This window comes from Fibrobacter sp. UBA7003, assembly GCA_002449765.1.
GTDB lineage: Bacteria > Fibrobacterota > Fibrobacteria > Fibrobacterales > Fibrobacteraceae > Fibrobacter.
In genome coordinates this window covers 71,112-85,174 of sequence record DJXN01000002.1, presented here as the reverse complement: position 1 = coordinate 85,174, position 14,063 = coordinate 71,112, and the positions used below count along the sequence as shown (strand labels likewise).

Genomic DNA, 14,063 nt, shown 5'->3' with positions numbered 1-14,063 from the left:
CCCGCTCTTAGCGCAAACGCAGTTTCTTTTGTGCGTAAATGCTCTTGCCGCCGTTGCACACGTAGGCTGCTGTGCAGACTACGAAGAATGCAGGGAGCAGGTCGAACCCGAAAATCTCCGCTCCGACGAGGATGGGGGCGAAGAGCGTGTTCGTGCCGGCTCCGAAAACAGCCGCGTAACCGAGGGCGGCGGCAATCGGGAGGGGGACGCCAACGATTGCGGCAAGTACCGTGCCGAGAGTCGCTCCGATGGTGAACAGCGGGGTGACTTCGCCGCCCTGGAACCCGACCGAGAGTGTGACGATGGTGAACAGCATCTTCAGAATCCAATCGTAGGCGTAGATATCGCTGGCGGCAGATGTCGGGGAACCCGAAAAAATCATGTCGGTGAGGTTCGTGCCGAGTCCGGAATAGCGGCCCTGCCAGCAGAGCAGCAAGAGAGCGCTGAGAACCACGCCCATGATGGCGACGCGCTTCACGGGGTTCGGGAACTTTTCCGCAAAGAATTTCTTGGAAAGCGGGAGGAGTCTTGCAAACCCGCCGCCGACAATCCCGAAAATGGCGCCAAGGACAGCGAGCCTCAAGATAAAGCAAATGTCGAGCCCGCTGTCGTTCCAGAGAATTCTCGAGATGTCGCTCGGGAATATGTCGTTCATGGCGATGACGGTAGTTTCTCCGAACATCTGCGAAACCTTGCAAGCGGTAAAGGCGGCAACGGCGGCGGGAAGGAGCGCCGCCATTTCGAGGTGGCCCGCCAGGAGGATTTCGAGCGAGAGCGCGATGGCCGCGAGCGGTGTCTGGAAAAGCCCCGCGAAGCCTGCCGCCATGCCTGCGACAAGCAAAATGCGGGGAGCGTTCTCCACGTGGATCTTTGAGCTGATGTTGTGCCCGAGGGTAGCGCCGATCTGCATGGCCACGCCCTCGCGGCCGGAACTTCCTCCGAAGAGGTGCGTAACCCAAGTCGTTACCATGATGAGCGGGATGAGACGGAGCGGAATTTCCCTTTCCTTGCCGTGCGCGACGTCGAAAATGATTCCCATGCCGCGTTCGGAGCCCTTGCCGATTTTCATGTAAGTGAGCACGATGGCGACGCCACCGAGGGCGAGAGCTGGAATCCAGTACAGCGGGTTTGTGTCGCGAATGGCACCGACGCGGTCGAGTACCTGGCCAAAGAATGCGGTAAGCGTTCCGACGATGGCGCCGAGCAGGAGCGCTGCAACCACAAGTATCGGCTGCGAAAACCAGCGGGCGAGCTTTTCCTTGATTTGTGCTTTGGCCATCTTCATGGCCTGCTCCTTCATCTCGGGGCTCATGTTCTTGTAGATTTCTTGCCAGTTCCTGTAATCCATCGCGTATCCTTTTTTCGCCGCCAAATTTAGAAAAAAGCCCCCGCTTTTGCGAGGGCTTATAAATGACTATTGACTTACGATTACTTGTTGTTCGCGCGAATCAGGTTGAGGGCGGAACCCGCCTTGAACCATGCCCACTGCTGTTCGTTGTAGGTGTGGCTGAGGGCGATGTTATCGACGGAGCCATCCTTGTGGTGGGCGACGAGCGTGAACTCGGAACCCGGAGCGAACTTGGTGAGGCCAACGATGTCGAACACGTCCTGTTCCTGGATCTTGTCGTAGTCGGCGGCGTTCTTGAAGGTGAGGGCGAGCATGCCCTGCTTCTTGAGGTTCGTTTCGTGGATGCGGGCGAAGCTCTTCACGATTACGGCCTTCACGCCGAGGAAGCGCGGTTCCATGGCGGCGTGTTCGCGGCTGGAACCTTCACCATAGTTTTCGTCACCGATGACGATGGAGCCCGTGCCCTTGGCCTTGTAAATCTTGGCAAGTTCAGGGACTTCCTTGTAGCTACCGCACTGGCAGAGGACCTTGTTCGTTTCGCCGTTGAAGGCGTTTACGGCGCCGATGAGCATGTTGTTCGAAATGTTTTCGAGGTGGCCGCGGTAGTTGAGCCACGGGCCGGCCATGGAGATGTGGTCGGTGGTGCACTTGCCCTTCGCCTTGATGAGGAGCGGGGCGCCCACGATGTCCTTGCCGTCCCAAGCTGCGAACGGGGCGAGAGCTTGCAGGCGCTTGCTTTCCGGGTTGATGGAAATGGTAATCTTGGAGCCGTCTTCTGCCGGGGCCTGATAGCCGGCGTCCTTGACTTCGAAGCCTTTCGGCGGGAGTTCGCACTGTTCTGGCGGGTCGAGCTTCACGGCCTTGCCTTCGTTGTTCACGAGGGTGTCGGTCATCGGGTTGAAGCGGATGTCGCCGCTGAGCGCTGCAATCACGGCCATGAGCGGGCTAGCAACAAAGGCGTGCGTGTTCGGGTTGCCGTCGGCGCGCTTTGCGAAGTTGCGGTTGAAACTGTGGACGATGGTGTTGAGTTCCTTCTTGTCGGCACCGGCGCGGTCCCAACGGCCAATGCAAGGACCGCAGGCGTTCGTCATGATCGTTGCACCGAACTGCTTGAACAAGTCGATGAGGCCGTCGCGTTCGGCGGTGTAGCGCACCTGTTCAGAACCCGGGTTGATGAGGAGCGGGCACTTCGGGGAAAGCCCCTTCGCGAGGGCCTGCTTGATCATGTTCGCGGCCATGAAGAGGTCTTCGTAGCTGGAGTTCGTGCAGCTGCCGATGAGGGCTGCGCTTACGACCGGTGTAGATTCCGGCTTGGTTTCGGTGGCCTTGAGGCTTTCTGCCATGTCGGTCACGGCAAAAGCGCGGTCCGGGCTGAACGGGCCGTTGAAGTGCGGCACGAGCGTGTTCAAGTTGATTTCCACGACGCGGTCAAAGTACTTTTCAGGATTTGCTTCGACTTCCGGGTCGGCCTTGAGGTGTTCTGCAATCTTGTCGGCGGCGGCGGCAACGTCGGCGCGGCCGGTCACCTTGAGGTAGCGGCTCATGGAGTCGTCGTAGCTGAAGGTGGAGCAGGTAGCGCCCACTTCGGCACCCATGTTCGCAATCGTTGCCTTGCCGGTAGCGGAGAGGCTGCGTGCGCCTTCGCCAAAGTATTCGATAATGGCGTTGGTGCCGCCCTTCACGGTGAGGATGCCTGCGAGCTTGAGGATGATATCCTTGGCAGTTGCAAAGCCCTGGAGCTTGCCGGTGAGCTTCACGCCGATCATTTTCGGGTACTTGAGTTCCCACGGGAGGCCGACCATGGCATCCACGGCGTCTGCACCGCCCACGCCAATCGCAAGCATGCCGAGGCCGCCAGCGTTCACGGTGTGGGAGTCAGTACCAATCATCATGCCGCCCGGGAAGGCGTAGTTTTCGAGCACCACCTGGTGGATGATGCCTGCACCCGGGAGCCAGCAGTCAATGCCATACTTGGCGGAGACTGACTGCAAGAAGTCGTAAACTTCCTTGCTTTCTTCCTTGGCACGGGGCAAGTCCTTTTCGACACCTTCGCGGGCGATAATCAGGTGGTCGCAGTGCACGGAACTCGGCACTGCCACGCGGGCCTTACCGGCGGTGGTGAACTGCAAAAGGGCCATCTGGGCGGTAGCGTCCTGCATGGCCACGCGGTCGGGGTGGAATTCGGCAAAATCCTTGCCGCGCTCGTAAGTCCTGTTCTCGGCGCCATCGATCAGGTGGCTGTAGATAATCTTTTCGGCGAGGGTGAGCGGACGGCCGAGCTGCTTGCGGGCAGCTTCAACGCGGGCGGGAATGCGGGCATAGACGCCCTGGATCATGTCGAAATTGAAAAGCATAGTCTCTTTGGGTTATAGGTTGAATTTTCGGGCGTAAAGATAGAAAATTATCGGGTCACGATGCGGTGGGCGATGTTGTTCCACAGGTTGTCGATGTGGCCTTCGCCGAGCCGCAAGCGTTGTGGGAGCGTTGGCGTGCGGTCGTAGAGCATCTGGATGTATTCGTCCTTCTGCCCGCCAAAATCAAGAATCTCGACGGTATAGACGCTCGGGATGCGCGGGCTTCGTGTATTGCGGATGGCAACGACAGTTCCCGTAACCTGCAAGGTGTACATCTTCTTCGATATGGTGAGGCTGATGGGCTCGCCTAGGTTCAGGATGTTCAGTTCGTCGGTAAAGATGTCCACTCCGTGTTCCGTCAACTTCGTGGTAATGCCCTCGATTTCGTGTCCGTCCTGCTTTTTCACCATCACGTTCTCGGCGGCAAGGACCTTCACGGGTTCGCCGTCGGAGTCGCTGCCCATCCCGAGGAACAAGCACATGGTGAGGTAGTAGGCGTTACGGAAAAGCCAGAAGAGAACGGCGAGAATTTCGATGTATCCGAGTGCGATAATCATGTAGCCCATGTGGACGATACCCGCGAGAGTGAGTACGAGCAATACGGCAAACGGGGCGATAGTCTTCCCGTCGGCCTGCGGTCGGCCTGCGCGCTTGTCTTTCTGGGTCACCTTGAACTTGGAAAGCGTCATACCCAGAGTCTCTTTGACGATGGGCAAAAGCAGGAACGGCATGACGGATGTCTCGTAGATGCCGCTCCAGCGGGCGCTAATCTTCCCGTGGCTTGTGAAGCGGAGGGCCCACATCGACATCAGGTGCATCGGGAGCCAGAAGAGGGCGAGGTCGATAAGTGTACACTTGAATATCGGTACGCAGAATACGGCGAACATCAGGGGCGAAAGCAGGTAAATCAGGTTCTTGACGGGGGAGAACCAGTAAAGTACGGAACTCAGGTAACTCAGTTTTTGCGAGATGTTCAACTTGCGGTTGAACATAAACTTGAGCTGCTTTGTGGTCGCAATGACGCCGCGTCCCCAGCGGGTGCGCTGCTGGATGTGTTCCTTGAATGTCGAGGGCGCAATGCCCGATGCGAGCGGTTGCGAAAGACCGAGGCTCACAAAGCCTGCCGATTCGATCAGCATGCCTGTCGCAAAGTCTTCCGTGATGGATTTCGTGTAGAATCCGCCGATGGCGTCAAGTGCCTTGCGCGAAATAATCGTGTTCGACCCGCCGTAAATCACGCTGTTTGTTGATGTCTTTGCCGCCTCGATGACGCAGTAGAAGTAGTCCTGCTCGTTAGGGACCTTCGTTTCGGCGTAGAGGTTGTGCTGGAACACGTCGGGCGTGTAGAAACTTTGCGGTGTCTGGATAAACCCGAGCGGGCGGCGCGTTTCTTCGGGGAGGCTTTCGTTGATGCGTTCGGCGTCTACAAAATAGGGGATAGTCTTGAGCAGGAACTTCCTCTGCGGAATCATGTCCGCGTCAAAAGTCACCACGTAGGGCGAACTCGTGCGGGCGAGTGCCGCGTTCAGGTTGCCCGCCTTCGCGCCATCGTTGTTCGGGCGGTCGAAGTAGTTTATCTCCAGTTCCTCGGCGAGTTTGCGCATTTCGCTACGGCGGTTGTCGTCGCACAGGTAGATATGCACCTTCGACCTGTCGGGGTAATCCATGTGCTTGCAGCCGATAATTGTCTTGCGCAAAAGTTCGGGCGGTTCGTTATAAGTCGAAATGAAAACATCCACGTCGGGGTAGTCCGCGTCGGCAATTTCGGGCAGGGGATGTTCCCGCAGTTTGAGAATCCCGCCGTAGTGTATGAGCGATTCGATAAAGCCGAGGACTTCTATGGCGAGCAGGATGCTGCTTCCGATGATGGCAATCCAGCCGTAGGCATACGGGATGGAACACGTAAAGCGCCAGCATAGATAAATTAATGTGAAGAAAGTGCTTAGGAAGAGAAACAGGTCGCCGAGGAACTGCTTTGCAGGCCTGGAAGTGAACTTTTTCGCATTTTCGTTCTGGCTGAATTTAAGCAGGTCGTCGTACGTGCGAACCTTGCTGTAGCGGAAACGCTTCCTGATTTTCTGGATAAGGAAAGCGACAAGGATTACGATAAAGACAGGAATGGCGAAAATCCCCCACACAATATAGGGCTTCGTGCGGGCGAGAATCTTGAAACTCGATACGGGCTCGTAGATAAGCGGAATCTGGTTCAGGTCCTTGCCCTGGAAAAGAGCCCGCGCGTAAAGCCCCGAAAGGCTCAGGTCGCTTTCGGCAAGGGAATCCACTGCACGTGAATCGGCACGCACCATGGCGGATTCCTCTTCCTTGTTCGACATGCTCCAGATGGTGTAGCTCAGGTGCAGGGAATCCAGGGTGGCGTACCATTGCTTGACGCTTTCCAGGTCAATCTTTCCGTCGCCGCTCGCTTCGCAGAGTCCGCTTTCGGTAATGAAGATGGGGGTGCCGCCGCCTACGACTTCCTTGAGGAGCGCAAGCGATTCGCCCTTGTGGGAAGTGGCATAGAAGTGGAACGAATACATCACGTTGTCGAAGGCCACCGGGTCCTTTGCCGGCTCCTGGATTTCGCGGTCGTAATTCGGGGTGCCGATGAGAATCAGGGCGTCGGGCTTGTGCCTGCGGATAACGGGAATGATGATGTTCGCGTATTCCTTGATGTCTTCCCAGGTGCAGTCGCCGTTGGGCTCGTTGCAGATTTCGAAAATCACGTTAGGGACGTTCGCGTATTCCTTTGCCATCATGTTGAAGAAGTTGATGGCTTCGGCAAGGTTCTCGTTCGGATTGTTGTCGATGAGGATATGCCAGTCCACCATCACGTACATGTCGTTCTCGATGGCGTACTGCACGCCCTTCCGCAGAATCTCGAGGTTCTTTTCGCGGTCGCCGTGCACGTAGTCGTACGAATACATGGCTAGGCGAATCAGGTTTGTGTTCCATTCCCTGCTGAGTTGGCGGAAAAGGTTGGTGTTTACGTATTGCGGGAACCAGGTGAGCCCGTGGGTACTCGCGCCCTTGATGACAACCTGGTTGCCATGTTCGTCGAAGAGGTTCGTGCCTTCTACATGGAGTTTCCCGTTTATGGAGGGTCGGGCGTTTATGACGCTGGTCGAGTCCGCGAAAGCCCATGCGGCAAGGAGAAAGACTACGGCTGTAATCAAACGTAATTTTTTTAGATAGAAGGTCATGATTAGAAATATACGAAAAGATTTTTCTTTGTTTTAAAGGGGAATATGGGAGGGGAGAGGGTTGACCGAGGGTGCTTTTTTCTATATTTATGCATAAAATTGAATAAGCGCATAAAAGAGGATGCGCTAAGAATGGCGGTTTGTGCTATGGAAAAGAAAATGACGCTACGCGAAGCTTTCGAAAGCAAGATGTTGCTGCTGGACGGCGGCATGGGTTCAGTCATCCAGACTTACGGGATCAAGGGCGCGAACAACGACATGCTCTCCATCGAGAAGCCGGAAATCATTCTCGATATCCAGCGCCGCTACGTGGATGCGGGCGTGGACTGCCTGACCACGAACACGTTCTCGAGCCAGCGCGTAAGCCAGCACGAATACCATCAGGAACACCGCATTGCCGAAATGAACCGCGCCGCCGTGAAGATTGCAAAGCAGGCCGCGGCAGAGGCCATGGAAAAGTATGGCCGTCAGGTGTACATCCTCGGTGACGTGGGCCCCACCAGCAAGATGCTCTCCATGAGCGAAGACGTGAACGACCCCGCGAGCCGTAGCATTACTTTCGACGAACTGGAAGACGCCTACCTGGAACAGATTCAGGTGCTGGTGGATGAAGGCGTCGACGCCATCTTGATTGAAACGATTTTTGACACGCTGAACGCGAAGGCCGCCGCAAGTGCATTTACCAAGGTGATGGAAAAACGCGCTGCCGACGTCGGTGACAAAGCCGCCGACCTCAAACCTGTGGAAGTTATGTTCTCGATGACGGTGAGCGACGCCTCGGGCAGAACACTTTCGGGCCAGACGGTAGAAGCATTCGCCGTGAGCGTGATGCACATGCACCCGCTTTCCATCGGCCTCAACTGCGGTCTCGGTGCCGACGGCATGGTGCCTTACCTGCGCCGCATGGGCAAGGTCGCTCCCTGCTACATTTCTTGCCACCCGAATGCGGGACTGCCAAACCAGTTCGGCGGTTACGACGACACGCCCGAAGACATGGTGCGCCTGATGGGCGTTTACCTGGACGACAAACTGGTGAACATGATTGGCGGTTGCTGCGGTACCACACCGGAACACATCGCCGCCATGCGCAAGATGCTTGACGCCCTGCCGGCCGATTACGAACGCAGAAAGCCCGCGCCCAAGTACGCCACGAGCCCGCTACTCCGCCTCGCGGGTTTGGAACCGCTGTTCAAGGAGCAGGTGCGTCCGAGCAACGGTGCCGACAGCTGCAACGCCGAAGACTTTGTGAAGGTGGGCGAACGCTGCAACGTCGCTGGCTCCAAGAAGTTCCTGCGGCTCATCAACGAAAAGAATTACGATGAGGCGCTCGACATTGCCCGCAAACAGGTCGAAGACGGTGCCGACGTGATTGACGTGAACATGGACGATGGCCTCTTGGACGCCACCGCCGAAATGCAGACCTTCCTGAACCTGATTGCATCGGACCCGGCTGTGAGCCGCGTGCCTATCATGGTGGACTCTTCCCGATTCGAAGTCATCGAGGCTGGCCTCAAATGCATCCAGGGCAAGAGCATCGTGAACTCCATCTCCCTCAAGATGGGCGAACAGGCGTTTATCGAGCACGCGCTCACCATCAAGCGCCTGGGGGCCGCCGTCATCGTGATGCTCTTCGACGAAGAAGGCCAGGCCACCAACTACGAGCGTCGCGTGAATATTGCCGCCCGCGCCTACGACATTCTGGTGAAGCAACTGAATTTCGCGCCATCGGACATCATCTTTGACCCGAACGTTTTGACAGTCGCAACCGGCATGGCGGAACACAACGCCTACGCCATCGACTTTATCCGCGCAGTCCGCTGGATTATGGACAACCTTCCCGGCGTGCGCATCTCGGGCGGTCTTTCGAACCTTTCCTTCGCCTTCCGCGGCAACAACTACCTGCGCGAAGCGATGCATACCACCTTCTTGCATTACGCGATTCCCAACGGCATGGGCATGGCCATCATGAACCCCAGCGCGATTATCGAATACAAGACGATTCCGCTGGAACTCCGCATGGCCATCACCGAAGTGCTGTTGAACACGGAGCCGGACGCGAGCGAAGCGCTCATCGAAATTGCAAGCCGCATGACCGCAGCCGCCGCTGCCGCCAAGGAAGCGGGCACCAAGTACGACCCGAAGGCGATTTTCGCCATGAGCACGGGCGCGGGCAGTTCCGACGCGGGTAGCAACAGCGTCGCCGACTCCGCGCAGGCAAAAACCACGCCCGAAGAACGCTTGCAAGAAGCACTCCTCAAGGGAACTTCTACAACGCTCCAGCCCGATTTGATGGAACTCATCAACCGTGGCGATAGCTCGGTCGGCATTATTTCTGGCCCGCTCATGGATGGCATGAACGAAGTCGGTCGTCGTTTCGGCGAAGGCAAGATGTTCTTGCCGCAGGTGGTGAAGACTGCCCGCACCATGAAGAAGGCGGTAGAAATCTTGCAGCCCTACATCGAGGCGGGCAAGGACGCCAACGCTTCTAGCCGCGGAAAAATCGTAATCGCCACCGTGAAGGGCGACGTGCACGATATCGGCAAGAATATTGTCTCCGTGATTATGGCCTGTAACGGCTACGAGATGGTGGACCTCGGCGTGATGGTTCCCGAAGATGTCATCGTGAAGGCGGTCATCGAGAACAAAGCCGACATCTTGAGCCTTTCCGGGCTGATTACGCCTTCGCTGGAAGAAATGTGTACCGTGGCTAAAGCCATGCAAGACGCTGGCCAGCGCATTCCGATTATCGTCGGCGGCGCAACGACCTCGCCCACGCACACGGCCGTAAAGATTGCCCCGTGCTACGAAGGCCCCGTATTCCACGTGCGCGACGCCGCCAGTAATCCGGGCCTCGCGCAAAAGCTCCTGGACCCGGCGACTCGCGAACAAACGATTCAGGAAAACCGGGTCGAGCAGCAGCGCATTCGCGACAAGCAAAACGGCATCCAGACCGAAGCCGCAAGCGCCATGGCCGCAGCAGAGAAGACGCCCCTCGAACGCCGCTACCTTTGCGACTGGAGCAAGTACCAGCCGGTGGAGCCTCCGTTCATGGGCGAAAGCAAGCTCCCGCCGATTCCGCTGGAAAAAGTCATCCCGCTTATCAGCTGGGAATACTTCTTCTTCACCTGGAAAGTCAAGGCCGACCAGGAAGAAGCAAAGAAACTCAAGGCCGACGCAGAAGAACTTATCAAGAGTCTCGCAAAGCCCGAGTATGCGCTGCGTGCCGTGCAGGCGTTCTACCCTGCCGCCGGTACGGAAAATTCCATCAGGTTCAACACGGGCCGTACCGGCACCGACTCCGACTTTGTCGAAGTCGTGACGGCACGCCAGCAGAACCCGGAAGGCACTTGCCTCGCCCTCTGCGACTACGTAGCCCCTGCCAACGCAACGACAGCAAGCGTCTTTAACGCTCCCGCCGGCAAAGATGTTTTCCGCGACATCGTGGGCGCCTTCGCCGTCACCGTGAGCGACGCCTTCGTCAAACGCCTCGAAAAGCTCAAGGCCGAGCAGGGCGGCAGCGACTACGACGTTCTCTTGATGCAGACCGTCGCCGACCGCCTCGCCGAAGCAGGCGCCGAATACCTGAGCCAGGAACTCGCACGCGTAAGCAACTGGAAGGGCATCCGTCCGGCCGTCGGTTACCCCGTGCTCCCGAACATCAAGGAAATCTTCAACATCGCAAAGCTCATCGACTTTGGCAGCGTGGGCATCACCCTCACCGAGAACGGCGCCATGTACCCGCAAGCCTCCGTGAGCGGCCTCTACATCAGTCACCCCGACGTTGACTATTTCCATGTAAAGGTTTAGATTAGAAAATTCTATATTTGTAGCAATGAAAGCCATCCTGATTATTGCTCATCATTGCATTTTGCCCGGGGCCTACAAGGGCTTCGAAGGTATTTTGGACAAACTTCATCATGATTTGCCCGGCACGCGAGTGGCAAGTACGAGCCTGTTGGATTTGGAAAACGACCTGCGCACGCTCCTCCGCGAGGATGTGGAATCGGTGACGCTCCTGCCTTTTTTGCTTTTGAACGGCCAGCATACGAAAAACGATGTTCCCCGTGTGGTCGCGAAATTGCAGGCGGAATACCCGCAGATTCCTATAACGCTTATGCCCTGCCTTGGTGACTGGAAGGAATTTGCAAGCATGGTCGTGGACGGCATCCGCAATGTCCAAAATGATTTTGCTCAAAGTGCCGCAGGTACGACCTCATACCCCAACGCTCCGCAGGAGCGCGCCCATAGCTCAAGCCTCTTCTCCATCGAACTGAATCTCGAAGGCAGGAACGTTCTTGTCGTGGGTGGGGGCCGCATCGCGCTGCGCAAGGTCAAGACGCTCCTCCCGACGGGAGCCCACATTACCGTGGTTGCCCCGCAGCTCGACCCCGAATTTACAACGATATCGTCTATCGTCTTGAAAAGCCGTCCCTATGAGCCGCTCGACCTTCGCGGGATCTTTATGGTCTTTATCTGCACCGACAAGCCCGCCGTCAACGCCCAGGTCTCTAACGACGCCCGTGCCCGCCGCATTCTGGTGAATAATGCCTGTGATTACCTCGACGGCGATTTCATCGTGCCCGCCCGCATGGATTTCGGCGAAAACATCGCCGTGACAGTTTCCACGCAGGGTCGTGCCCCCTCGCTTGCCAAGAAACTCAAGCAGAAAATCCAGGAGGATTGGGGCGAAAGCTTAGTGCAAGTCGAACGGGATTTTTTACATTAAACAATAATCATTCCACATCTAACATTCCACATTTTACACTTGATATGATTATCCGTCCTCGTCGCTTACGCAAGAATGAAACTATCCGCAACATGGTTGCGGAAACCGCAGTGAACCCCGATTCCCTCGTGTACCCGATGTTCGTGGTAGAGGGGGAGGGCATCAAGGAAGAAATCCCCTCGATGCCCGGCCAGTTCCGGTTCTCTATCGATGAAATTCTCCAGGAACTTGAATCCTGCGTCATTGCGGGCATCAAGTCCATCCTCCTGTTCGGAATCCCCAATATCAAGGATGAGATGGCGACTTCGGCCTACGATGACGATGGCATCGTGCAGCGAGCGGTGCGCTCCATCAAGGCGAAGTTCCCCGACCTCTTCGTAATTACGGACGTATGTCTCTGCGAATATATGAGCCACGGCCATTGCGGAATCATCAAGGACGGCGACGTGGATAACGACCCGACGCTCGAACTCCTGGCGAAAACCGCTGTTTCGCATGCGCGCGCGGGGGCGAACATGGTTGCTCCTTCCGACATGATGGACGGGCGTGTGGCGGCAATCCGCGCAAAGCTTGATGAGAATGGCTATGCGGATACTCCCATCATGGCCTACAGCGCGAAGTTTGCGAGCGCCTACTACGGCCCGTTCCGCGATGCTGCCGATTCCGCTCCGCATTTCGGGAACCGCAAGAGCTACCAGATGGACGTGCGCAACGGTCGCGAGGCCCAGCGCGAAGTGGAACTCGACATCGAAGAAGGTGCCGACATCGTGATGGTGAAGCCCGGGCTTGCCTTCCTCGACATCTTGCGCCAGACTGCTGAAATCAGTACTGTCCCCGTGGCCGTCTACAATGTGAGCGGCGAGTACTCGATGGTGAAGGCTGCCGCGAAGATGGGCTGGATTGACGAGAATGCGATTATCCGCGAGAACCTGCTTGCGATGAAGCGCGCCGGTGCCGATATCATCATCACCTACCATGCGAAGGAAGCGCTCGAGAAGGGCTTGCTGTAATTAATCCTTTGACAGGCTCTATGGCTTACCAAGTCCATTGAGCTTGTCGAAATGATCGTTTGAATCAATATGCAACATTCGATAAGCGTGGTTCGGCAGGCTCACCAACCGAGATATGAAAGATGAAACATACAGTAAGCGAAAAACTTTTTGCCGAAGCTAAGAACCTGATGCCGGGTGGCGTGAACAGCCCTGTTCGCGCATTCAGTAATGTAGGTGCGACGCCTCCGTTTATTGCCCGCGCGAAGGGCAGCCACATTTATGATGTGGACGGCAACGATTACATCGACTACGTGGGCAGCTGGGGCCCGATGCTCCTGGGGCATGCGCACGATGCGGTTATCAGTGCGGTTGCAGAAACGGCGAAGAACGGCCTCAGTTTCGGGGCACCGTGCGGGCTCGAATCCGAACTTGCGAAGCTCGTGATGAGCCTTGTGCCGAGTGTCGAGATGATTCGCATGGTGAACAGCGGGACCGAGGCGACGATGAGTGCCATCCGTGCGGCCCGCGGTTTTACCGGCCGCGACAAGATCGTGAAGTTTGAGGGCTGTTACCACGGCCATAGCGATAGCCTCTTGATCAAGGCGGGTTCGGGCATGCTCACGACGGGCAAGCCAAGCAGCAAGGGAGTTCCGGCGGATCTCGCGAAGTACACGCTCACGCTCCAGTACAATGATGTGGCAGGCGTTAAGGAACTCTTCGACAAGATTGGCGACGAGATTGCGGGTGTCATCGTGGAGCCTGTGGCAGGGAATATGGGTGTCGTGCCCGCGAAGCCCGAGTTTCTGCAGACGCTTTCCGCAGAAACCAAGAAGCACGGTGCGCTCCTGATTGTGGACGAGGTCATGACGGGTTTCCGCGTGGGCATCCACTGTGCGCAAGGGCTTTATGGCATTAAGCCCGACCTCACGACATTTGGAAAAATCATCGGCGGCGGTATGCCCGTCGGTGCATACGGCGGCCGGCTCGACGTGATGCAGCAGATTGCGCCGCTCGGCGGAATCTACCAGGCGGGTACGCTTTCGGGGAACCCGGTCGCGATGGCGGCGGGGCTTTCCACTATGCGTGAACTGCATACTCACCCGGAGTACTACGTTCACGCCGAAGCGATGACGAAGCGCCTGATTGCGGGCCTCCAGGATGCGGCAAAGACTGCAGGAATCCCGCTTGCTGCAAACCAGGTGGGTTCCATGGGCTGCATCTTCTTTACGGAAGGTCCGGTCACATGCTTTGCCGACGTACAGAAGTCCGATTTGGAACTCTTCCGCAGGTATTTCCTCGGAATGCTTGAAGAAGGATTCTACTTTGCTCCAAGCCAGTTCGAAGCGATTTTTGTGAGTGCTGCGCATACCGAAGACGAAATCGACCGCACAGTCGAGGCTGCGCACAAGGTTTTCAAGTCCCTCTAAAATTCTATATTTGGCG

7 protein-coding genes are annotated in these 14,063 nt (G+C 56.9%); 4 read left to right on the top strand and 3 right to left on the bottom strand.

Features of this window, described 5'->3' with window-relative positions:
• Window positions 1–7: 7 nt before the first annotated feature.
• From B2952_RS00835 to B2952_RS00825, 3 genes are all read right to left on the bottom strand, one after another.
• Window positions 8–1,285: a chloride channel protein gene (locus tag B2952_RS00835; protein WP_414655029.1), complete on the bottom strand. Its 1,278-nt coding sequence runs from the start codon at window positions 1,283–1,285 to the stop codon at window positions 8–10.
• A 143-nt stretch (window positions 1,286–1,428) separates the two neighbouring features.
• Window positions 1,429–3,702 (bottom strand): aconitate hydratase, encoded by a 2,274-nt coding sequence (locus tag B2952_RS00830; protein ID WP_290736115.1) that lies wholly within the window; start codon window positions 3,700–3,702, stop codon window positions 1,429–1,431.
• Between the two features lie 47 nt (window positions 3,703–3,749).
• Window positions 3,750–6,902, bottom strand: coding sequence for a cellulase family glycosylhydrolase (locus B2952_RS00825; protein WP_290736112.1), 3,153 nt, complete (start codon window positions 6,900–6,902; stop codon window positions 3,750–3,752).
• Window positions 6,903–7,049: 147 nt separating this feature from the next.
• Between B2952_RS00825 and metH the strand changes: the two genes are divergently transcribed.
• From metH to hemL, 4 genes are all read left to right on the top strand, one after another.
• A complete protein-coding gene (gene metH / locus B2952_RS00820; protein ID WP_290736110.1) occupies window positions 7,050–10,709 on the top strand; it encodes a methionine synthase in 3,660 nt (1,219 codons plus the stop codon).
• 25 nt (window positions 10,710–10,734) lie between these two features.
• A complete protein-coding gene (locus tag B2952_RS00815) occupies window positions 10,735–11,628 on the top strand; it encodes an NAD(P)-dependent oxidoreductase (RefSeq protein WP_290728202.1) in 894 nt (297 codons plus the stop codon).
• A 44-nt stretch (window positions 11,629–11,672) separates the two neighbouring features.
• Window positions 11,673–12,638 (top strand): porphobilinogen synthase, encoded by a 966-nt coding sequence (hemB, locus tag B2952_RS00810; protein ID WP_290736108.1) that lies wholly within the window; start codon window positions 11,673–11,675, stop codon window positions 12,636–12,638.
• Between the two features lie 122 nt (window positions 12,639–12,760).
• On the top strand, window positions 12,761–14,047 hold the full coding sequence (gene hemL / locus B2952_RS00805) for a glutamate-1-semialdehyde 2,1-aminomutase (protein WP_290736105.1): 1,287 nt from the start codon (window positions 12,761–12,763) through the stop codon (window positions 14,045–14,047).
• Window positions 14,048–14,063: the final 16 nt, after the last annotated feature.